The sequence below is a fragment of the Nitrospira sp. Nam74 genome (genome assembly GCF_965152615.1).
This window is the reverse complement of the sequence record NZ_OZ224220.1, coordinates 26,219-46,497: the sequence shown is the minus strand read 5'-3', so window position 1 is coordinate 46,497 and position 20,279 is coordinate 26,219. Positions and strand designations below refer to the sequence as shown.

Annotated in this window: 21 protein-coding genes; 10 read left to right on the top strand and 11 right to left on the bottom strand. The window is 55.7% G+C overall.

Going from position 1 to position 20,279, the window contains the following annotated elements; all coding sequences use genetic code 11:
- The first annotated feature begins 6 nt into the window (after window positions 1–6).
- Entirely contained in the window at window positions 7–630 is a 624-nt protein-coding gene (locus ACWHYZ_RS00220; protein WP_447985294.1) for a hypothetical protein, read from the top strand.
- 46 nt (window positions 631–676) lie between these two features.
- On the opposite strand, the gene ACWHYZ_RS00215 is transcribed toward ACWHYZ_RS00220, so the two are convergent.
- On the bottom strand, window positions 677–1,027 hold the full coding sequence (locus ACWHYZ_RS00215; protein WP_447985293.1) for a hypothetical protein: 351 nt from the start codon (window positions 1,025–1,027) through the stop codon (window positions 677–679).
- 155 nt (window positions 1,028–1,182) lie between these two features.
- Between ACWHYZ_RS00215 and ACWHYZ_RS00210 the strand changes: the two genes are divergently transcribed.
- The 4 genes from ACWHYZ_RS00210 (at window position 1,183) to ACWHYZ_RS00195 (ending at window position 7,174) form a co-directional block, all read left to right on the top strand.
- A complete protein-coding gene (locus ACWHYZ_RS00210; RefSeq protein ID WP_447985292.1) occupies window positions 1,183–3,555 on the top strand; it encodes an efflux RND transporter permease subunit in 2,373 nt (790 codons plus the stop codon).
- 25 nt (window positions 3,556–3,580) lie between these two features.
- Complete coding sequence (locus ACWHYZ_RS00205; RefSeq protein WP_447985291.1) at window positions 3,581–4,396, top strand: outer membrane lipoprotein-sorting protein; 816 nt, start codon at window positions 3,581–3,583, stop codon at window positions 4,394–4,396.
- Window positions 4,397–4,948: 552 nt separating this feature from the next.
- Entirely contained in the window at window positions 4,949–6,130 is a 1,182-nt protein-coding gene (locus ACWHYZ_RS00200) for a hypothetical protein (protein ID WP_447985290.1), read from the top strand.
- A gap of 198 nt (window positions 6,131–6,328) precedes the next feature.
- Window positions 6,329–7,174 carry an inositol monophosphatase family protein gene (locus tag ACWHYZ_RS00195; RefSeq protein ID WP_447985289.1) on the top strand — a complete coding sequence of 282 codons (846 nt, stop codon included), beginning with the start codon at window positions 6,329–6,331 and terminating at the stop codon, window positions 7,172–7,174.
- Here the strand turns inward: ACWHYZ_RS00195 and ACWHYZ_RS00190 are convergent.
- Window positions 7,166–8,086 carry a diguanylate cyclase domain-containing protein gene (locus ACWHYZ_RS00190; protein ID WP_447985288.1) on the bottom strand — a complete coding sequence of 307 codons (921 nt, stop codon included), beginning with the start codon at window positions 8,084–8,086 and terminating at the stop codon, window positions 7,166–7,168. The genes ACWHYZ_RS00195 and ACWHYZ_RS00190 overlap by 9 nt on opposite strands.
- Window positions 8,087–8,409: 323 nt before the next feature.
- A complete protein-coding gene (locus ACWHYZ_RS00185; RefSeq protein ID WP_447985287.1) occupies window positions 8,410–9,372 on the bottom strand; it encodes an NADPH:quinone reductase in 963 nt (320 codons plus the stop codon).
- Between the two features lie 178 nt (window positions 9,373–9,550).
- Between ACWHYZ_RS00185 and ACWHYZ_RS00180 the strand changes: the two genes are divergently transcribed.
- Window positions 9,551–10,777, top strand: a complete 1,227-nt coding sequence (locus ACWHYZ_RS00180) for an NAD(P)/FAD-dependent oxidoreductase (RefSeq protein WP_447985286.1) — start codon at window positions 9,551–9,553, stop codon at window positions 10,775–10,777.
- 7 nt (window positions 10,778–10,784) lie between these two features.
- On the opposite strand, the gene ACWHYZ_RS00175 is transcribed toward ACWHYZ_RS00180, so the two are convergent.
- Both ACWHYZ_RS00175 and ACWHYZ_RS00170 read right to left on the bottom strand, forming a co-directional pair.
- Window positions 10,785–10,982 (bottom strand): pirin-like C-terminal cupin domain-containing protein, encoded by a 198-nt coding sequence (locus tag ACWHYZ_RS00175; protein ID WP_447987499.1) that lies wholly within the window; start codon window positions 10,980–10,982, stop codon window positions 10,785–10,787.
- Window positions 10,979–11,740, bottom strand: coding sequence for a pirin family protein (locus ACWHYZ_RS00170; RefSeq protein ID WP_447985285.1), 762 nt, complete (start codon window positions 11,738–11,740; stop codon window positions 10,979–10,981). Before ACWHYZ_RS00170 ends, ACWHYZ_RS00175 begins: the two co-directional genes overlap by 4 nt.
- Before the next feature lie 291 nt (window positions 11,741–12,031).
- Between ACWHYZ_RS00170 and ACWHYZ_RS00165 the strand changes: the two genes are divergently transcribed.
- The 3 genes from ACWHYZ_RS00165 (at window position 12,032) to arsS (ending at window position 13,939) form a co-directional block, all read left to right on the top strand.
- Complete coding sequence (locus tag ACWHYZ_RS00165) at window positions 12,032–12,298, top strand: hypothetical protein (protein ID WP_447985284.1); 267 nt, start codon at window positions 12,032–12,034, stop codon at window positions 12,296–12,298.
- Between the two features lie 61 nt (window positions 12,299–12,359).
- Window positions 12,360–12,692 (top strand): arsenosugar biosynthesis-associated peroxidase-like protein, encoded by a 333-nt coding sequence (locus ACWHYZ_RS00160; protein WP_447985283.1) that lies wholly within the window; start codon window positions 12,360–12,362, stop codon window positions 12,690–12,692.
- A 197-nt stretch (window positions 12,693–12,889) separates the two neighbouring features.
- Window positions 12,890–13,939: an arsenosugar biosynthesis radical SAM (seleno)protein ArsS gene (arsS, locus tag ACWHYZ_RS00155; RefSeq protein WP_447985282.1), complete on the top strand. Its 1,050-nt coding sequence runs from the start codon at window positions 12,890–12,892 to the stop codon at window positions 13,937–13,939.
- Between the two features lie 21 nt (window positions 13,940–13,960).
- On the opposite strand, the gene ACWHYZ_RS00150 is transcribed toward arsS, so the two are convergent.
- The 5 genes from ACWHYZ_RS00150 to ACWHYZ_RS00130 form a co-directional block, all read right to left on the bottom strand.
- Complete coding sequence (locus ACWHYZ_RS00150) at window positions 13,961–14,473, bottom strand: 2'-5' RNA ligase family protein (protein WP_447985281.1); 513 nt, start codon at window positions 14,471–14,473, stop codon at window positions 13,961–13,963.
- Between the two features lie 96 nt (window positions 14,474–14,569).
- On the bottom strand, window positions 14,570–15,556 hold the full coding sequence (locus ACWHYZ_RS00145; protein WP_447985280.1) for an NAD-dependent epimerase/dehydratase family protein: 987 nt from the start codon (window positions 15,554–15,556) through the stop codon (window positions 14,570–14,572).
- 67 nt (window positions 15,557–15,623) lie between these two features.
- Window positions 15,624–16,226, bottom strand: a complete 603-nt coding sequence (locus ACWHYZ_RS00140; RefSeq protein ID WP_447985279.1) for a hypothetical protein — start codon at window positions 16,224–16,226, stop codon at window positions 15,624–15,626.
- A 54-nt stretch (window positions 16,227–16,280) separates the two neighbouring features.
- Complete coding sequence (locus tag ACWHYZ_RS00135) at window positions 16,281–16,628, bottom strand: 4a-hydroxytetrahydrobiopterin dehydratase (protein ID WP_447985278.1); 348 nt, start codon at window positions 16,626–16,628, stop codon at window positions 16,281–16,283.
- 189 nt (window positions 16,629–16,817) lie between these two features.
- Window positions 16,818–17,777, bottom strand: a complete 960-nt coding sequence (locus tag ACWHYZ_RS00130; protein WP_447985277.1) for a chromosome partitioning protein ParB — start codon at window positions 17,775–17,777, stop codon at window positions 16,818–16,820.
- A 185-nt stretch (window positions 17,778–17,962) separates the two neighbouring features.
- Here ACWHYZ_RS00130 and ACWHYZ_RS00125 point away from each other — a divergent pair, with 185 nt between their 5' ends.
- Window positions 17,963–18,424 (top strand): hypothetical protein, encoded by a 462-nt coding sequence (locus ACWHYZ_RS00125; RefSeq protein ID WP_447985276.1) that lies wholly within the window; start codon window positions 17,963–17,965, stop codon window positions 18,422–18,424.
- A gap of 121 nt (window positions 18,425–18,545) precedes the next feature.
- Here the strand turns inward: ACWHYZ_RS00125 and ACWHYZ_RS00120 are convergent, their stop codons facing one another.
- Window positions 18,546–20,240: a tetratricopeptide repeat protein gene (locus ACWHYZ_RS00120; RefSeq protein ID WP_447985275.1), complete on the bottom strand. Its 1,695-nt coding sequence runs from the start codon at window positions 20,238–20,240 to the stop codon at window positions 18,546–18,548.
- Window positions 20,241–20,279 lie beyond the last annotated feature (39 nt).

Sequence of the window (20,279 nt, the reverse complement as noted above, 5' to 3'; positions counted from 1 at the left end):
TGCGCCATGCTGATTGCGGGTCTATGTGGGACTCTGGTGTTCGTGGCGCTTGTGATAAGCGATTGGGTGTATTTCAATCGCCTGACGCCGCCTGCGAATCGATATGGATGCGGGGTCGCGCGGCTCGTAGACCGCTTTCCCTCATGTCCTTCCGCGTTAAACCTCCGCTCGTTTGACCACGGCGGCATGTTACAGCTTGGGCACGGAATCGCCCATCTCTTTCCTGAAGAGCGCCATATCGTGCTCCGACCCCAATATCATTTATTCGGGACACGGGTTCGCACCGCGTGGCCGATGAAAGCGACGATTCAGCTTCAACAGAGTGACAACGGAACGCATGTCGAGGGCGTGAAACGGATACCTTGGTCATCGGCACTCCTCACGTTGATATGGCTCACTACTGTAGCGGTCGGCACGGTAGGGTTCCTGATTGCCTATCTTATAAATGAAGGATTTAGCTCCTTCGGGGGAGTGCTGCTGGGGGTTGGCGTGACGGCATTGGGAGTCATCGTTCTTGCGTTCGGGCTTGTGATTATCGCACTGGCATATCGTCTCGAAAACCAGCGCCTCACACAGACTTATGAAGAACTGCGGCAAGTACTTGCTCCGACGTCCGCTCCTTCTCGATGAGGCGAAACCGCGATCTAGCAGTCGCGTTTCGAGACGCGGGCAATGGTCAGCGATTGATCGTCGTATACACGTCGAGAAACGCCGTGTACTCGGGAGGCAATTCGCCCGTTTGGTGAGAACGGATCAGACCGAGAATAATGCCACGATGCTTCAAAGAGAGTCCTGAGTCTGCAAAAGCCCGTTTATACTCCACCCATGTGAGCGTGGGATCGCTCACCACACGTGCCCGGTCTTCTGCAGACATCGATGCGACCGTCGCCCTCAACGACTTGACCGCTTTTTCGACACTGTCATACGGCGGCGCCAGCTTCAGACGCGCATAGAAAATTCCTAAGTGTCGCCGGAATTCTTCCACTAACGTTTTGACCGGATCCGTTGCGCCCGTCATTTCGCTCATAGGTCTGCAGGATACTCAGCGTTGGCGTGCAAGGCAAGCGCTCCTCATAGATATATCCTAGTGCTCACCGGCGAGGTGGGGTCAGAGGTCCGTTTCCCCCAATTCTTGACCGATTCGCCCTCCTGCGATATCCTGCCCTTCTCCCGACAAAACTCATGTTTCATCGATATATCACCGCCATTGTTCGCTACCGCCTTGTCGTCATCGTCGTAGCTCTCGCCCTCTCGGCGTTCTTCGCCACGCGCATTGGAAACCTACGCGTCATCGTCGATCCGAACGATAATCTGCCGCAAGAACATCCGTATGTGATTGCCACCAATGAGATTGAACGTATTTTCGGGGGACGCAATTTGGTGGTTATCGGCGTCGAAAGCATGACCGGCGATATTTTTCAACCGCACATCCTCGCCAAACTGGTCCACATTACCGATGGCATCCTGGAGATTCCCGGTGTCGTCCGCAGTAACGTCATGAGCCTAGCCGCACGCAAAGCCAAAGACATTATGGGAACCGAAGATGGGATGACCGTGCATCAGCTCATGGAGGAGGTTCCGCGAGATGCCGCCGGCTTGGCGCGACTCAAACGCGCCCTCTACGCCAATCCGATTTATGTCGACTCGATCGTATCGGGACGGGGCGATATGGCTGTCGTCATCGCCGATTTTAGATTCGGGAAAGAGCTACAGGGGTATCGCGCGATCAAAGAGCGTGTCGAGTCTGTAGTCAATGCTGAGCGAGACGCGACCGTCCGGATCTATTTGAGCGGCCTGTCGATGAACCTGGCATGGCTCGAGATCTATTCCGAACGAATGGCGTATCTATTCTTCGCCGCCTTGGCCATCATCATGGCCATCCTCTACCTGTCATTTCGATCGATGCAGGGCATGGTGGTCCCCATTCTCACTGCACTGATGAGCGTCATTTGGGGACTTGGCATGATGGGTCTCCTTTCCATACCCATGGACACATTCAACGCGACGACACCGATCCTGATCATGGCGTTGGCAGCAGGCCATTCAGTCCAAATTCTCAAACGGTACTACGAAGACTATGCACGTCTGCACAACAGTGAGCAGGCGGTCATTGAATCGTTCAGCAAGATCGGCCCCGTCATGCTGACGGCAGGCAGTATTGCCGTGATGAGTTTTCTCGCCCTCACGGCGTTTCCCACCTTGACGATCCGGGTATTCGGCATCTTCACGGCCATCGGCATTCTTTCTGCCATGTTGCTCGAGATGACCTTTATTCCCGCCTTCCGATCGATGTTGCCGGCTCCCAAACGTTATGAACTCGAGCGGGAGCGCTTTGTAGATTGGCTCGATCGCCTTGTTGAGAGCATTGCCGGGCTAATTCTCACGCGACGCTGGAAGGCGATTTTTGGCACACTGAGTGTGCTCTCAATCGGCTTGGCTGCGGGTATGACTCAACTGACAGTCGACAACAGCCTGAAAGGAAATTTTTCTCCCGACAGTCCGGTGCGCCTTGACGATGTCCCGTTGAATGCCGCGATGGGGGGCACCAATACCCTCTATCTTCTGGTCGAGGGATCCGATGCCGACTCCATCAAGAATCCCTCCGTTCTTCGCGCCATGGAAGCGGTGCAGACCTATTTGCAGACCCACTACGACGTGGTGGGAAAGACCCAGTCACTCGCCGACTTCCTCAAAAAGATGAATCGTGCTATGCATGCCGATGACCCGATGTTCGATCAATTGCCGGAGAGCCGGGAACTCACGGCGCAATACCTCCTGCTATACTCAATGTCCGGCGATCCCGGCGATTTCGATACCTATGTCGACTATGAATATCGCTCCGCGGTCATCTGGGCCTATCTCAAAACCGACAGTACGGCCTCGATCGAACGAATCATTCGGGACCTGCGCACGGTCGTTCCACAGCAGTTTCCCGCGGGGTACAGGGTCAGCATCGGCGGGGGCATGGCACAAGGAGCCGCGTTGAACGATGTGATGGTGCGAGGCAAACTGCTCAATATCGGCGTCATCGCCGCGAGTATTTATCTCATCTCGTCGCTCGTCCTTCGTTCGCCCCTGGCAGGTATCTTTGTCCTGATTCCGCTCGTGCTCGCCGTGACCGCGAACTTTGGCATCATGGGCTGGACAGGCATTCGGCTTGATATCGGGACAGCCGCGGTCTCCGCGATGGCTGTTGGCGTCGGCGCAGATTATGCCATTTATTTGATCTATCGCTTGCGTGAAGAGATGGCACGACATGGCGATCCTGATAAGGCGTTGCTCGTGACGCTTGCCACTGCCGGCAAGGCGGTGGTCTATGTCGCCCTGGCGGTGGGGGCCGGCTATTCAGTGCTGATGCTCACCGGATTCGGCATGCATGCACGTCTTGGCTTTCTCGTGGCCATCGCGATGGGGGTCAGCTGTCTGGCAGCCATTGTGATTCTTCCTGCTATGCTCTATGTCTCTCAGCCACAGTTCGTCTTCGCCCAACGTACAGGGAAGGAAAATCGGTTGAAGGACCTCCTACCACCTATCACGTCTGCCGATGGCCGATGACAATGAAAGGAGTCGGGCAAATCTTATGACCAAGATCAAATTGTTCTGCTTCTGCGTAGTCCTGACCCTGTCGGTGGTGGCGCTATCACCGTTTCTTGCGTCTGCCGCTGAGCTGACAGGCCGGGATATCATGGAAAAGAATTTCTATGCGGGGAAGGTGCCGCATTTACTCAACGAAAGCACCATGACCTTGACGAACGAAAAGGGACAACAGCGCGTCCGGAAGATGCGGAGCGCCTCGGTCCTTCAGCCGAACGGCATCGATACGAAATTGCTCATCCGTTTTCTATTTCCGGGTGATGTGCAGGGCACCGGCTATCTACAGATCCAGCACTATGAAACCGAGGATGATATGTGGATCTACCTGCCCGCGCTCAAGAAGGTCCGCCGGTTGGTGGCCAACAACAAGAAAGACAGCTTTGTCGGATCGGACTTCTCGTATGGCGATATTCTATTGCCGGTCGTTGATACGTATCACGATCAGTTGTTGAGGAGTGAGATCGTGGACGGCGAGGATACGTATGTCGTCGAGATGACGCCGGCGACTGAACAGATTAAGAAGGATTATGGCTACTCGAAATGGATCGCGTGGATACGTAAAACGAATTTTATGGAAAAAAAGGCGGAATACTACGATGCCTCCGGTCGCCTGTTGAAGACCCAGCTGATTCCTAGCGTCAAAGAGGTCGACCCGACAACCCATAAATGGTGGGCCATTCGACGAGAAATCGTCAATCATCAGACGGGGCACAGGACAGAATTGGTGTTCGATGTCTTGGACGCCTCGCAGACGATAGCCGATGATTTTTTCACCACCCGTTATCTGGAACGCGAGAAGTAACGTTGGAAAGAGGATGCTGAAAAAGGGTGATTTCGCACCCGCCTACCGCAGGCGCGCCAACGCGCGCCCCTTCCGGAATTTCGTTCTCGGCGAGAGACTATCCGCAACGTACCGAGGAGGTAGAGCCGGTCACAGCCGGCTCGGAGCGGGACGGGTCAAATGGCAGTGCCCCTCCGGTGCTCTCTTGACCTGCGGCCTTACCCGGGAGCGAGTGGGTCCCGGCCCAGTTGGGGCGGGTCGGTGTAATTGGCGGCGTTTTTGAGCATCTTCGTAATTATTTTACTCTTTTCACTTTCCGGGTCTCTTGCGATCGCAGAGACGGCGACCCGGAACATACCTTCGCCACAGACCAGGCCATCGGGTCCGGTGACAGGCCCTAAGCCGGCTCCTACTGACCCTACTGTCAACCTTAGTGCACCTGAATCTCACGCGCCCCAGGCCTCGACTCTCAAGGATGAACCGGCACCGACCAGCGAGAAGGCCTCGTCTCCATCCTCATTCCTCTCGATGGGAACACCACCGGAATCAGAGAGTTCAGTTAAGCCTGACTGGATGCAAGAGTTGGGCGTCGGCGGCCATGCACGATTCGATTATTACACCGCGTCAAAACGGCTCGACAACAATCACAGCTTGCCCGGTCTCACATTTCAACCCCGACTTCAACCCAAATTTGGAACCTGGGGAGACGCGAAGATCGAAGCGCGCTTGACAGATCAAGACCTGGGAGATAGTCGGGAGCCGAAACAAGCTCGCCTGCTGGAAGCCTATACTAACCTGTATTTAGGGTCGGTCGATGTACGGGTGGGCAAACAGAACATTCCTTGGGGACGGGCCGATGCACTGAATCCGACAGACAACCTGACCCCAAAAGATTTTACACTGCTATCGGCTCGCGACGAAGAGGAGCGGCGGATCGGAACGATGGGCGTACGGACGAACTACTATCGTGGCGACTACACGCTCTCACTGATCTGGCTCCCGATCTTTAATCCAAGCACCATCCCATTAGCTCCGACCCCGGGCATTCAAGTTACGGAAGACAAACGGTCGCAGGGCAAGTGGAGCGATCAGGGCTTCGCGGCCAAGCTGGATCACACAGGCGGAGCGATTGATTGGTCGGTGAGCTATTACTATGGGTTGAATGTGATCCCCATCGGCCGTCCACTTTCGCCTGTACAAGCACAGCTCGTCCACACGCGTCTCCATGTCATCGGCGCGGATGCTGCCAAGAACTTCGGTCGGTACGGTGTCCGTGGAGAAATGGCCTATACCCAGACACAAGACCCCAGCGGCTCGGATCCGTTTATCATTAATCCTTCGTTTATGTATGTGCTTGGCGTCGACCGGGATATCACTGAAGATCTGAACATTAATGTGCAGGCCTATCAACGTTTTATCATAAACTTCCATGATCCATTTGCCATTCAAGACCCCCTTCAGCGGAACGTCGCCGTGCTTAGCGACACGTTTAACCAACAACTGAACCAATACCAGGGGGGATTCACCAGCAGGATCAAGGCCACCTGGCTGAACAAGACTCTTGAGGGAGAACTACTTGGCATGCTGAATCTACCGCGCCGAGATTTTTTTCTGCGTCCCTCGCTGGCCTATGCCTTTACGGATATGTGGAGGGGATATATTGGCTGGGACATTTATAATGGGCAACGGAATTCCTTTTTCGGTCGCCTTGAACCAAATACGGCGTTTTTTGTAGAAGTCAGGGCCATCTTCTAAAGCGCTCCTGCCCAACAATCCTCACCTGGCGTCGGACAGTGCGTCATCCCCAAACTCTCGTCCTCCAAGATACGCAATGTGTGCGCAAACCACGTTGCCGCGCCGGATCTTCGTGACAAGTCCGTGATCACGGATATGAAACGTTGTTGGTTCATGAAACGCGATGTCGTGCGCCCCGCTCCCGTGGTAAGATCCCGCATGCGCTCTACATCGTTTCCGACTCCCAGTCAATTAAACGGCTTCACCACCACGGCAGTCCAAGCGGCCACCATTGCAGGAAAGATCCTCCAGGAATATGCGCATAGCGGCTTTCGAATCGAATACAAGAACGCGGTCAACTTAGTGACCGACGCGGACCGACAATCTGAGCAAGCCATCATCGAGACGATCCGCCAACAGTATCCGAACCACGACCTTCTGGCAGAAGAACGGGGAATGGAGTCGGCAGGCCGGTCTCCCTATAAGTGGGTGATTGATCCTTTAGATGGCACCACAAATTTTGCCCATGGCTTTCCCGTGTATTGCATATCGATCGGGCTGGAGTATGACGGTCAGATGGTGGTGGGAGTGATCCTCGATCCAACTCGCCAGGAACTGTTCGTTGCCGTATCCGGCCAGGGTGCGACGCTCAATGGAGAACGCCTCCGCGTCTCGCATACCTCAGGGCTCAATTCGGCCCTGCTCGTGACCGGATTTGCATATGACATTCGCGAATCGACGCACAATAATCTGGACTACTTCTCGCGCTTCTGTCTTTCCGCGCGGGGTGTCCGGAGAACTGGGTCTGCGGCGCTTGATCTCTGTTACGTGGCGGCCGGGCGTTTCGACGGGTTTTGGGAAATGAAATTGCACCCGTGGGATGTGGCCGCAGGGTCACTCATGGTCACGGAAGCGGGCGGCCGCATGTCGGATTTCAAGGGCGGGGCCTTTTCCATTGATGGAGATGAAATGGTCGCCAGCAACGGATTGATCCATAGCGAGATGCTGCACGTACTCCGCAACACGTCACTTCCTGGCCGGACTCACGAAGGGCCCTCACCTTGAGGTTCGCGAGAGCATCCGGACATTCTTAAGGTCTTCGGTAAAACACATCCGATGGACGGTCGCAATTTCGAATAGACTCGACAACGCCTCTCCATCAAAAGGGAACGTCGCCGTCCCGAATTCCAGTGTGACCTTCAGATCCGGGACTAATCGCTTGACCGCCGCGTCAAATTGCTCTGCAATTCGCCGAATGACGACGTGCGCACCTTGAGTCTCCGTTTGAGGCAGGAGCAGTGCGAACTCATGTTCACTCATCCGAGTGGCATAATCATATCCGCGGAGCGCCGCCTTACAGGCGCATGCAAAACTGATGGCGACCTCTTCCCAGACTGTGGATCCATAGAGTGCCGCAACCTCGTGCCAATCCGGTAATGCGAAATAGGCCAGGGCCAGGGTATAGCCATGCCGCTTGGAACGATCCAATTCATGCGCGAAGTAGCGATTGAGCAATCGGGTGGAATAGAAATCAGTGACCGGATCGATATCCGGTGTGTGGCCGCCTCCCCGCGCCTGTCCCCCCATGAGGCGAAGCCGCTTCTCCTCCAAGCGAAACGTCAGATCGTGTAAGACGCGAAGGGCGTCAGCAATCCCGGTTTTCAACCCGAGACCGATCCGCAGATGCTGATGCTTCTGAAACTCCGGGGACTGATCCCCAAATACCTCACCGATCGCTTCCCGGATCTGTCGTTCGATTTGCACGATCTCTTTGCGTGCATGGAACCGAACCACTTCTTGTGGCAAACGGACATCTTCCGCATTACTGGTTGTGAAAGACTCCGTTTCTTCCTTGATCGTCTCCAATCGGTCGATGAGGTCCTTGAGGGTATGAACGCCATGGTCAATTGCTTCAATCGAGGTCGTTCGGATTACTCGGTCCTCTATTGAAGTGAGATCTGCAGTCGGTTTGTACATCTTTCCCCCCACCTTCCTCTCGAGCCCGATGCGAATGCTGTCATTCCGTGCACCCTAGTAAGCAGGGCATTCAAGCAGCATGCCATGACGAAATCTATCGCTGTTCCATGATTCTCAATACTTAGAAGGGTCTCTCGGCGGCAGACCGTGTCTCTATGAGACACCGTTCTGTCTCACCGGAGCTCTAGCACGCACCAGCAGAAAGACTTAGCCACCTAGATACTGCAGCGTTCTAGACCAATGGGCAGAAACAAACACAAAGAAATATGAATCCTCTTTTTTTAAGGTACATCCACGTCATTGACCGGAGCGTGCCGCAGACTCTACGGCTTCAACACAATTTTGCCATGGGCGCTGCGCTCCATTAGTGCGTGATGCGCTTGTGGTGCCTGGACCAGAGGTAGCTCTCGCCCAATAACCGGCCGCAATGTGCCGTTCTCAAAACCTGCATAGAGCGCGGGGTGAATGCTTTGCGCGTCCTGATCGCTGACGTTGAACAGCAGCATGCCAAGAATGCTCGCATCCCGGGCCATCGTGTCACGAGGATCGATTTCTATGGGCCCCCGGCTCCCAATTACGACCACCCGCCCTTGTTTCGCCAAGACGCCTAAGTCCTTCCCGAGATTCACATTGGCCAGCATTTCTAAAATCACATCAACGCCTTGTCCAGCCGACAGCCGGTGAATCTCAGCCAGGTAATCAGGGGTCCGGTGATTCAAAACATGGTGCGCCCCTTGCTCGGCGACAAGCTGGCATCCTTTCTGGGTGCCTGCCGTGCCAATGACCGTCAGACCCGCGGCACGAGCCATTTGGACCGCGGCGATTCCAACGCCGCCGCTCGCGCCATGAACCAGTACCGTCTCTCCCGGCCGTGCCTCGGCACGCTGGAAGAGCGCCCGATACGCCGTGGTGTACGGAATATAGATGGCGGCCCCCTGCTCATAGGAAATCCGATCCGGCATCCGATGCACCTGGCCCTCTGCACAGAGCACGCGCTCGGCATAGGTGCCGGTGATCGTTCCGCCAGTATAGACGCGGTCCGCTACTGTAACTCGCCTCACACCGTCGCCAATGGCTTCCACCACGCCGGCCGCATCTGTCCCGGGCGTATAGGGCAATGGCGCCTCTCGTGAATACACACCTGCCCGGATATACGTCTCGACAGGATTGACCCCTGCTGCATAGACCCGTACTACGACCTGGCCTGGGCCGGGCTTCGGATCAGGCACTTCCTCAAGCCGCATCACGTGAGGGTCGCCGAATTCATGAACACGGATCGCTTTCATGCTTGTTCTCCTTGTTCCCTATTCAAATGGCGGCCGGCCCCCGACTTCCTTCCTCTCAGAATACGGCAAGGGTGTCAGCAAAACCATATGGCCAACGAGCGTCGATCGGACCTGGGACAGATCCTGCGTGCTTTTTTCTATAGTCGTAGCGTATCCTGATCAAAAGAGGCGTTTCACTATGAATACAACAGACTATCTTTTGATCGGAGGCGGACTCGCCTCCGGGCAAGCCGCTAAACAGCTTCGTCAGCACGATGCGACGGCATCGATTACCTTGGTTGGGGAAGAACAGTATGTGCCGTACGACCGCCCCCCGCTGTCCAAGGATTTTTTACGCGGTGAGAAATCTCGAGATGAACTATTCTTCGAGCCGGAATCATATTTTCGCGAACATCGCATAGATCTGATACTTGGGACCCCTGTGCAGCAACTGCACACCGACGGGAAGCGAGTCACACTCGCCGATGGGCGGTCCATTCAATTTGGAAAAGCATTGCTCGCCACCGGTGGACGCCCGATCCGGCCATCAATCCCAGGCGCCAACCTTGCCGGCGTACACTACTTGCGCACGCTCGATGATGCCACGGCCATTGGGGCGGCGGCAGCACCGGGAACGCGGGCGGTCCTGATTGGCGCGGGTTTTATCGGCATGGAAGTCGCGGCCTCGCTCACGCAACGAGGTGTGCACGCCACGGTCATCGAAGCCCAAGCGCATATCTGGCCCCGTTTCGCCGATGCGACATTGGCCGGAGCGATTCAAGATTATTTCGCCCAGAAGGGCGTCACCATCCGAACGAAGGATCAGGTCACTGAAATCCGCGGTCAGGATCGGGTCTCTTCAGTCATCTTGAAATCGGGCAACATGTTGCCATGCGACTTCGTCGTGATCGGCGTAGGAATCGTCCCCAATGTGGAACTGGCGAAAGAGGCGGGCTTGATCGTAGACAATGGCATCGTCGTCAACGAATATCTCCAATCCTCCCACCGGGACATATACGCCGCCGGTGATGTGGCGAATTATATGGACCCCATCTTTAGGAAGCGTCGACGGGTCGAACATTGGGGGCATGCCGAGTATTGCGGACAGTTAGCCGGGCAGAATATGGCGGGGGCATCCAATCCGTACGATCTACTCACGTATGTGTGGTCCGATCTGTTCGACCTACACCTGGAGTTTGCCGGAGATGAGAGCGAGCACGATCAGCTGATTGTACGTGGTCGTATAGGGGACCGGACTTACATCATTCTCTATCTGAAAGAACATGCCCTGCACGCGTATTTCGCGATCAACGCGGCAGGCAAAGATTTCCCCCCTCTTCAGCGCGCGATCAAACAGCATACGAACTTGAGCGGAAAAGAAGCTCAACTTCAGGATCCGTCAATCCCGCTCAAGTCCATCATTTAGCTTAGAGTCAGCTCAGATGACCCATCTTCCCGGCCCGATAATCATTCATCGCCTGCAGAATCTCCGCCTGAGTGCTCACCACAAAGGGCCCATAGTTCGCGAGAAGAAGGACAGTGGCGTCACGTTGAGTGTCAATGACAACACGGTCCCCTTCTTTGTCAAACAGCACTAACTCCGCACTGTGAGCCGATTGAGAGTAATTCAGGACGACTGATTCATATCTTTTGCCGTCTCCCAGACTAACACTTCCGCTCCTGTGTGTGAGTCGGCCGTTAGCCGACGCTCTCCAGCGGCCGTCAACCGCACCGCATCACCGGTGTTCAAGACACCGGCACCTTCCAGCCCCGCGCCTCCCTTGGCGATGTAGAGATGGACAAAGGGAGCATCCGGTATCCGCACCGATTCACCGGGCGTGAGCCGGCCACCCCATAGGACGGCATTTTTCTGCCGGATGGCGACCGCTCCCTCTTGTTTCATGCCGGATGCAATGGGCACCAAGCCGCCTCGCTTGAGCTGCCCGTTAATATCGAGCTGTTCGTAACTCGGAGTGACACGTTCCGTGTCGGGCGGCACCCACATTTGGATAAAATGGACCTCCGCATTCTGATGCGGGTTCATCTCGGAGTGCCAGATTCCCGTCCCAGCACTCATACGTTGGGCAAGCCCAGGATAAAGAATGCCGTTATGGCCCTCCGAATCCTTGTGTTCCAACTCGCCGTCCAACACCCATGTCACGATTTCCGTGTCTCGATGCGGGTGTGTCATAAATCCCATGCCGGGCTTCACGATGTCATCATTGCTGACCAGCAAAAGCCCGTGGTGTGTGTTCAATGGGTCGTAGTGCCCGCCGAAACTGAAGCTATGGTGCGAGTTCAACCAGCCGGCGCGGGTATGAAAGCGGTCGTCGGCACGGCGGATATCGATGGTTGGCTGTTTCAAGCCTGACGCGTGATGGTATGCCACGGCGATGCCTCCTTTGGAGCCCATAGGCTCGAACCCGTCCTTCCTTGTCGCCCAGACGTCATGCACTTCTACTCGCATCGCATTAGCCTGTGTGCACCGCACTAGACTGACCTCAAAACGACTCCCGCGTCGGGTGCTTACTCTCAATGAGTGCCCAGAGTACAGCAGATAGCTCTAGCTGAAACCAAGTCAAGTTCCTCGTCTTCCAGGTGTCTTGTCACGACCTCGCCTCACGTATACAGGGCCAATGCCGGTACGGTATGATACGCTTTTATGTGAGGTCCCAATAGCATGGCAAGTAGAGCTTCTCAACCCGACAAACCAGCGAATGGCGACAATACGGACGTTCGGGAAGTTGAACTGTTGCGTGTCGTCGTGTCGCGCGACCAGAAGAAGGTGGCTGCCCAATGGGCTCTTCATCCTCAGCTGAAGCAGGATCTCTTGCCCGCCGAATGGGAGGAGGTCTCCAAGTTGATGGGTGATGTGACCAATCTGGTAGGAAAACGTTTTGCGCAGCTTTTGTCCGAAGCAGAGCCGGACCAGCCGGGTACGGCCTAGTCGAATCGTAAGACCGCACGCCGCTACGAGCTAATTAATCACACTTTATTCCAAGGTGAGTATGGATACGTACTATCATCCGCCTGATCTCCACAAGTTCGCCGACATGGGCAAGGGCAATCAGGAACTGTGGGACAAGTTCATGAGTTACTACAGCGCGGTCTTTGCCGAAGGCGCGCTGACTGAGCGCGAGAAGGCTCTCATTGCGCTTGGCGTGGCCCATGCCGTGCAGTGTCCATACTGTATCGACGCCTATACGCAGGCCTGCCTGGAAAAAGGTTCCAATACCGAGGAAATGACTGAAGCCGTCCATGTGGCTTGTGCCATCCGCGGCGGCGCTTCTTTGGTCCATGGCGTGCAAATGCGCAATGTCGCCGACAAACTCTCTATGTGATCAGGATGCTGAGAAAGACGTCCAACTTCGTTCTCCGCTCAGAAGCATTCTCAACGTATCCGTCACGGGAAGGAGCGCGTCTTGGCGCGCTTGGGGCGGGGGCGTGGAATACATGCGGCCGCCGGTGCTTGCTTCTCCTGCGGCCTTGTTGGATCGCCTTTTTGAGCATCCTGCCATGCGATCCGCACTGATCATACATGGGACTGACCTTACTTAGTCGCCACAGTCCGCTGTCCTCCGCCGAACGCCAGCGTGAAATTTTAGCCGAGACCCAAGCCTGTCCCCCGTTTGAACAACGCCTGGCCACTGTAGGACTAGCTCCTCTTCGTGCGACCGGTATCACGGTGTTTCAGATCAACGTCGGGAAGCTCTGCAACCAGACCTGCCGGCATTGTCATGTCGATGCCGGACCTGATCGCGTGGAGCGCATGACTCGCGAGACCGCCGAACTCTGTATCCGTGCATTGGAGCAGACCGATATCCCGACGCTGGATATTACCGGTGGCGCTCCCGAGCTGAATCCCAATTTCCGCTGGCTCGTCGAACAGGCCGCGGGTCTTAAGCGGCATGTCATGGATCGATGCAATCTCAGCGTCCTCTTGCTTCCCTCGCAAGCCGACTTGGCTCAGTTCCTTGCGGCTCACCAAGTCGAAGTCGTGGCGTCGCTGCCCTACTTTCGTCCATCCCAGACGGACGCCCAGCGAGGGGAGGGTGTGCATGCGAAGTCCATTGAAGCGCTACAGCTTCTCAACCGCGTAGGCTATGGTCAGAACGGGACTGGGCTGACACTCAATTTGGTGCACAATCCCGTGGGCGCATTTCTACCTGCCAAACAGGAAGCCATCGAAGAGCAATTTAGGCGACAACTGCTGCATCGACATGGCATCCGCTTCAATCATCTCTATACCATTACCAACATGCCGATCAGCCGCTTCCTCGAATTCCTCATTGAAAGCGGGAATTATGACGGCTACATGCAACGCCTCGCGAAGGCGTTCAATGCTACGGCGGCCTCCGGCGTGATGTGCCGGTACACGTTGTCGGTGGGCTGGGACGGCACCCTCTATGATTGCGACTTTAATCAGATGCTGGATCTGTCCCTGTCCGACAAGGCGATTCGCCATATCCGCGATGTGACGCCGGCCCGCCTGGCTGAGCTGCAGCAACGCATCATCGAGACAGGCAACCACTGTTATGGATGCACCGCAGGCGCGGGCAGTTCGTGCGGTGGTGCCGTTACATCCTAATCCATTCGCTTCCCCGATATGTCAGCCTATCGTACCTACCCACATTTCCTGCCATTCTTTTGGGTCATTGCTACTGGCCCTGATTAACGACAGATGGCTCGCCTCGAATGGAGAATAAAGCGAGGCAGGCAACCTGGCGATGATGTCCTTCTTCAGGTTCTCCGAGTATCGGCCGTACACCAAACTGATATGCGGCAGATAGCACGCGTCCCCCTCCTCATGAAATAGGTGACGGGCCAACGTATGCGCATGAAGCAACGGCGCCGTCAGTTCCGCGACTAGGAACAGACAGTGAAAATAGTCGTCGCCATAGGCAGGTCCCAGCAAATTGATCGAAAACGGTAGCAGGCTTCGAGCCAGTTCTTTTGATCTGGCCACATGCCCGGCTTCTGATCCTTTCAAATTGCCCAACAGAGTGATATGCGGTTCAAAGGTGGGGGCATCGAGCTCCACTGCCAGCTGTTGAATGGCGGCAGCGAATTGATACGACGCCTTGCGGGACGGCTTGAGCCACAGATGATAGCGGCCATCCATTCAGATGCAACCGTGAGGATGTATGAGCGGATTGAGGAGTAACGTCGCCATCATGACAAGCTTTACACAGAGGTCCGACTCAACTCGCCACTGTTGTCATAGATAGCCGTTACCGCGGAACCAGGCGAGCTCATCGCGGATGGCCCCTTCAACCGGATGACGGGGATAGTCAAGCTCACGAATGGCTTTTGAGCAATCATACTGCTGCATGTGCTGCAGTACCTCCACGAAGAAGCCCGGAACGGGCGCCGGACGCCGAAGCACCGTGCGAAACGCCCAATCGCCGACTTTCGATCCATAGCGCGCCACAGAAAACGGGACAGGAACTTTGGGCGCCCCGACACCAGCCTCCCGTGCCATTAATTCACCCAGTTCCTTTTGCGTGGTATTCCAATTACCGAGGATATATCGCTCGCCAATGCGGCCTCGTGTCGCGGCTCGTATCATGCCGTCCGCCACGTCTCGTACATCGATAGCATTCACCGGTCCCTGCACATACCCCGGCATGAGTCTCTTGGCGATCATGAGCAGCTGCGCGCCACTGGTTGGCTTACTATCATAGGGACCGTAACAGGCCGTTGGATTGACAACAACGACCGGAACGCCTTCCTTCGCCGCGTCGAGCATGGCATCCTCCATGGCCGCCTTGGACATCAAGTAGGGGTTCGTGGGAAATCGAGAGGCAAAGGCACTGGCTTCCGTTGCGAGCGTCCCCGGTACTTTTGGAAAGCCGATGGTGGTCAGCGTACTGGTAAAAACGAACCGACCCACGTCGGACCTCCTGACAGCGTCCAAGACATTGCGGGTCTGCGTCAAGCCCTGACGGACCGCCGCCTCGACAGGAATCGTAGCAGAGGGGTAATAACCGGCAGTATGGTAGACAGTACGGACGCCATCGAAGGCAGGAGGCAATGACTGAACATCGTTCAGATCCCCGTGAACGCGCTCAACTGCAAGATCCGCTAAGGTCCTCCCAGGATTGCCCGGGCGAATCAGCGCCCGCACTTCGTCACCCTGGTCCAGTAAGGCTCGCACCAGGTTTGATCCGAGAAAGCCGGTCGCCCCAAGTACGAGCACTTTCATGGATCGCTCCCGTAGTGGATATGAAAGAGGGAGCACCGCCGGCGCGGTACTCCCCCAAAGACGGCGCTCACTTCATTTTCTTGGGGTCCTGATAGATCATGACATGCGCATAGGGATTTCCATCGAACATGACATAGGCGCCTGACGGGTTCGGATGTGACGGAAGCTTAGAGTTCTCGGTGCTAAAAGGCCACATGATCATCCAGTGCGGTGGCTCCTTTACAAGTTTTGCACCCGCCTCTTCCTCCATGAGGATTTTTCCGCCCTTTTCCCAATGATAGCCGCCCCGTGCCATGTAGGACACGCCGGGGACGGTATTATCGGGTTTGTCCTTCTTGTTGACCAGCGCATCGACCCATTGTCCGACCGCAGCATCAAAGCACATGGGATCGGCGTCCCGTCGGAAATTGACGGTTGGAATGCAGGTGAAGCCATTGCTCCCCTTTCTTGCTTCCGTCAGCTTACCGTCCTGCCCGTAGACCATGATGGTGGCCTCTTTGGAAATTCGCGCCGGAGCCGCGCTTTCGGCCAGCTTGACCTGTTGTTCCTGAGACATGGCTTTGACGTCCTTCCCGTGGCCTTTCTTAGCCCCTTTCTCAGCAGCCATTGCTGTACCACTGAGACTGGCGGACAACAGAAGCATCAGCAACGTTCGTCCTATTTGTCCCATCTCGTATCCTCCTTTGTGAATAGTGATGGAATGGTGCTGTGCCTGGAAAGACGATTAGGCAGCCGATCGCAGCGAATCAAACGCGCGATCCGCTTTGGCGGCTAAATAGAAATCACTTTCGGTCAGCCCGTTGATCTTATGAGTCCAGATCTCCACCTTGCACTTGCCCCATGTCAAATACAGGTCGGGATGATGTCCTTCCGCTTCCGCTATAGCCCCAACTTTATTCACAAAGTCTAAGGCGTGCGCAAAATCCGAGAATGTATATAGCCGTTCCAAGTGACCATCTTTATTAATCTGCCAACCCCGTGCAAGTTGGTTGAGTAATTCTTGAGCCCGGGCCGGCTCTACGGGCGGTACTCCGCCTCGACAAGGTATGCAGGCATTATCTGCGAGTCCCATACCGATCTCCTTTCATAGGAAAGGATCAAAGTCTAATCCTGAACGACAACCGCTGCAAGGTCCCTGGCTCTGACGAATCGAGGGTCTAAATGCGGACAGCCACATTGGATCGCAAGGACAAGGAGCGAAGGACCATATCGTCACCCATGCCAGCTGGCGCTATACTGCGCGGCAAAGGGCCTACGCGCGTTATTCTACTTCGTCCGGTGCTCCACCGGATCTCGCGAGATCCTCGGTTCTAATTTTGTCAGGCTTAAACTTTTCAGCGGCGGTCTTCATGCGGTCAATCGCCTCATCGAAGGATAGGGGAGGGGCATCCTTCGGACGGAAACGAATGGGATTGACGCGGGCCACGACAAAGCTCTTCAGATAGGGACTGGTCAAGCCACGGGCTTTCAGGGCTTCGACCTTCTCGACGATGAGATCATCCAATTCTAGGAGCCGCTTCGCCCGTACTTGTCGCGTCTCCAACGCCACTCGACACGAGCACGCCAAAAACTGATCCACACGTTTCAGCACAGGGTGATACGCACCGCCACTAAAGCGCGGCCGTGCCTCATAGCAGAGCCCAAGCGTGATGAAGGCCGGCTCTTCGAACTCCAGCACACACGCGTCTTCGCCGAGCACCCCGATGTGCGCGAACTCGCGGTACATTCGAATCACTTCGAGGGACTTTTCCCGAAGATTGTGCGCCTTCTCAGTATTGAGAGCCAGGATCTGATAGGCCACGGACGGCTCGGGCACGACAATGGCTGTAATGCTTTTCGCGCCCAGCGTCTTCATGGCCGACAACCGGTGATGCCCGTTCGGCGTCCAGTACGTGATCGTCTCTTCCAACGGTTTTTGCGCACGCACGACAATGATGGGGTCGAGAAAGCGTCCGATCTTGCTGATGACCGCTTCCAGCTTGCGCACATGCGTATCTGATAAATTCCGCTGAAATGGCGTGGCCGCGACGCGCTCAATCGGCAGGGCCGCCAGGATCATCCATCGTCCACCAAACGGCTCACGATAGATGGCCATAACCTTTCCGCCATCGGACTCGATATGCCGATGCAGCTCTGCCACGTCGCCTGGCGGAGCCGCCCCTTGCAGCTCAGTAGCACTTAAGCCAATCGCTGTGCCAGTCGGTTTGCGTCTTCGCCTCACGGGCCCCGCTGCCCGGGGCTTTTTGGGTTTCTTCTCGGCCATCCTTGATATGGTAAGTGAGGCGAACACAAAAGGAAAGGCCCTACGAGGCAAAGAGACTGGATGTCAAAAGGATCGCGGATACTGGCCGTTATCCAAGGATTGGCTTAGAATGCCTCCATCTATTATTCATTAGGAGGAACTGCATGAACGGAGTGAGAAGAATCGGAATACTGTCTACGCTATTCATCGTGACGCTGGCCGGTTGCGGAGGACACCACGGATATCAGCGAGATAGCACCGCAGCGATGCAGCGCGGGACCAAACAAATGAACGAATTGATAGACCAGTCGGTGAAGGATCCCGATAAAGCATCGCGCGTCAAAGCGCTGGCGAAAGAGATCGTCGATGAAGCCAAGCAGTCGCACGATCAGCGTCGGGAAGCACACCGCAAGTTATATGAGCTCAACAGCAACTACAATGCGCCCCCGGAAGACTTCACGAAGATTCTTGATGAGACCAACAACGCGCATATGCGCTCGGCGAGCAAAATTTTGGGACTGCGCTTCAAAATCAAAGAACAGTTGACGCCGGAGGAATGGCGGGCCATTACGGACGGGATGAAACAATACGGGGATCGGTACGTCGGGGAATCGGTTCACCACTGACGGCAATCCATATTGACGAGCGAGGGGGAGGGACAGCCCCGTCGTGGCTACTCCCCCGAGCTCTCGCCGTCGTCGCCAGGCTGCACGTAGACGTCACCCCGTGCGCCTCTTCATGTTCTCCTCACTCATTGAGCCGTCGGCCATACAGTAAGGTGATATTGAGGCGTCGGCTCTCATAGTCATCTTTGAAGTGGAACCGATCCGTCTCGTGGAAGAGATCTGAGTTGAATATGACAGCGCGGTTAGCACGATAGGGAATTGTCACGGCTTTGGCGCCACTGTGAGCCAGAAACTCACGGACCTTTGGCTCATTCGCTGTATTGTTGTAGTCCTTAAAATTCCAGTCTCTCGGTGCTTCTTTATCCCACACCACTAGTCCACCGTGTTCCGGATCAAGGTTGGCGTCGTCCGGCGTTACCCAGAAATTGACATTCACTGCCGCCGCATCTGCATGGATGTTCAGCCCCGTTCGTTCGCTGTCATATTTGAACGCCCAGGCTTGTGTGAGCAGGTGATCTTGAAAGATGCCGGGGAACTTGAGCCGCAGCTCCTCGGATATCTGTAATAGCAAGGGACAGGAAAACCCATCCCCTAAGAACGCGCCGAGATAGCCGTTCTCGTAATCCCGTTTCCAAACCGTCGACTCCAGGCAAAAACGGCGCATCGACGTCAACGCTTCTTGCGTTAGCAGTCCATCGAGATACATGACTTCCGGATGGGTCGCATGATAGCGAGATTCGATGGCTGGCACGTCGAGCGCGGGATTCACAGCGCCCGATAGAAGTGCTGCACTCTCCGCATAATGAAGAATGCGATTAAATGAAGGGGCAATCACCTGAAGCTCATCGGTGTCCACCTGTATGCGGGGAGTCGTCTCGGAATCCTCAGCTGCGCGGCGACTAAGTCGCACGAGCGCATCAAGATAGGAGGAGTACTCGGCACCGATGCGACCACGATCGAACAGATAGCGCAGTTGCTCGGCATCATGCTTGAGTCGTGATTTGGAGATGGAGGACAGGGTAATCGATCGTCCATGGTTCTGCTTCAGATCGGCGGATCGCCGGAGATAGACCAGCGCTTCCTCGAATCGCTTCTGCCACATCAGCGCGAAGGCCAAATGATACATGGCTTTTACATAGTCTGGCTTGATCTGCAGGGCTCGCTCGAAAGACGTGACGGCATGGCCCAGCTTGCCTTGATCCATCAGCACACTGCCCAGATTGCAGTGCGCCTCCAGGTGATTCGGCGCCAATCGTAGCGCCCGCTCATAGGACATCCGTGCATCATCCAGCTTGCCTTGTTCTTTCAGCACCACGCCAAGATTATTGTGCGCTTCGACGTATTCCGGCCTAATGCGCAGAGCCCGTTGATAGGCCGCAGCCGCGCCCTCTGATTGGCCCAGCTCCATCAGCACATTGCCGACATTGCTATGAGCCTCGGGATATTGTGGGTGCAGCACCAGCGCCTTTTCGTACGCGGAGAGCGCGTCGGTCGGCTTGCCCTGTTTGTGAAGGACCACACCAAGATTGAACCAGTACGGCGGTCGGTCGGCCCGCTCTTGCGTCGCCTGCGAAAGCAGTTTGACGGCTTCCTGCAACTGTCCTAGCCGATACGAGATAAGCCCCAGCAGATGCAGACTTTCGGCATGATGAGGATCGATGTCCAGAATCTTGTGGTACAGGCGCCGGGCATCATCGAGCCGCCCGGCACGATGATGGACGACCGCCTCATCGAAGAGCGGCTTCAATGCCAACGCAGAACCGCTATGCTCGCGGCCCTGAAGTTTCTCCTGTCGCCGGCGCTCGGCTCGGTTCATGGAGACTTAAGGCTAGGCTGGATGGAAGATGGAGTCAAG

What these genes read in the sequence shown, in the direction of transcription:
- ACWHYZ_RS00185 (WP_447985287.1), bottom strand. Translation starts at nt 9,372, where the DNA reads ATGAAAGCGATCCGTGTTCATGAATTCGGCGACCCTCACGTGATGCGG.
- ACWHYZ_RS00145 (WP_447985280.1), bottom strand. Translation starts at nt 15,556, where the DNA reads ATGAAAGTGCTCGTACTTGGGGCGACCGGCTTTCTCGGATCAAACCTG.
- ACWHYZ_RS00135 (WP_447985278.1), bottom strand. Translation starts at nt 16,628, where the DNA reads ATGGGACTCGCAGATAATGCCTGCATACCTTGTCGAGGCGGAGTACCG.
- ACWHYZ_RS00180 (WP_447985286.1), top strand. Translation starts at nt 9,551, where the DNA reads ATGAATACAACAGACTATCTTTTGATCGGAGGCGGACTCGCCTCCGGG.
- arsS (WP_447985282.1), top strand. Translation starts at nt 12,890, where the DNA reads ATGGGACTGACCTTACTTAGTCGCCACAGTCCGCTGTCCTCCGCCGAA.
- ACWHYZ_RS00220 (WP_447985294.1), top strand. Translation starts at nt 7, where the DNA reads ATGCTGATTGCGGGTCTATGTGGGACTCTGGTGTTCGTGGCGCTTGTG.
- ACWHYZ_RS00215 (WP_447985293.1), bottom strand. Translation starts at nt 1,027, where the DNA reads ATGAGCGAAATGACGGGCGCAACGGATCCGGTCAAAACGTTAGTGGAA.
- ACWHYZ_RS00120 (WP_447985275.1), bottom strand. Translation starts at nt 20,240, where the DNA reads ATGAACCGAGCCGAGCGCCGGCGACAGGAGAAACTTCAGGGCCGCGAG.
- ACWHYZ_RS00160 (WP_447985283.1), top strand. Translation starts at nt 12,360, where the DNA reads ATGGATACGTACTATCATCCGCCTGATCTCCACAAGTTCGCCGACATG.
- ACWHYZ_RS00200 (WP_447985290.1), top strand. Translation starts at nt 4,949, where the DNA reads ATGCAAGAGTTGGGCGTCGGCGGCCATGCACGATTCGATTATTACACC.
- ACWHYZ_RS00195 (WP_447985289.1), top strand. Translation starts at nt 6,329, where the DNA reads ATGCGCTCTACATCGTTTCCGACTCCCAGTCAATTAAACGGCTTCACC.
- ACWHYZ_RS00125 (WP_447985276.1), top strand. Translation starts at nt 17,963, where the DNA reads ATGAACGGAGTGAGAAGAATCGGAATACTGTCTACGCTATTCATCGTG.
- ACWHYZ_RS00190 (WP_447985288.1), bottom strand. Translation starts at nt 8,086, where the DNA reads ATGTACAAACCGACTGCAGATCTCACTTCAATAGAGGACCGAGTAATC.
- ACWHYZ_RS00150 (WP_447985281.1), bottom strand. Translation starts at nt 14,473, where the DNA reads ATGGATGGCCGCTATCATCTGTGGCTCAAGCCGTCCCGCAAGGCGTCG.
- ACWHYZ_RS00165 (WP_447985284.1), top strand. Translation starts at nt 12,032, where the DNA reads ATGGCAAGTAGAGCTTCTCAACCCGACAAACCAGCGAATGGCGACAAT.
- ACWHYZ_RS00140 (WP_447985279.1), bottom strand. Translation starts at nt 16,226, where the DNA reads ATGGGACAAATAGGACGAACGTTGCTGATGCTTCTGTTGTCCGCCAGT.
- ACWHYZ_RS00205 (WP_447985291.1), top strand. Translation starts at nt 3,581, where the DNA reads ATGACCAAGATCAAATTGTTCTGCTTCTGCGTAGTCCTGACCCTGTCG.
- ACWHYZ_RS00210 (WP_447985292.1), top strand. Translation starts at nt 1,183, where the DNA reads ATGTTTCATCGATATATCACCGCCATTGTTCGCTACCGCCTTGTCGTC.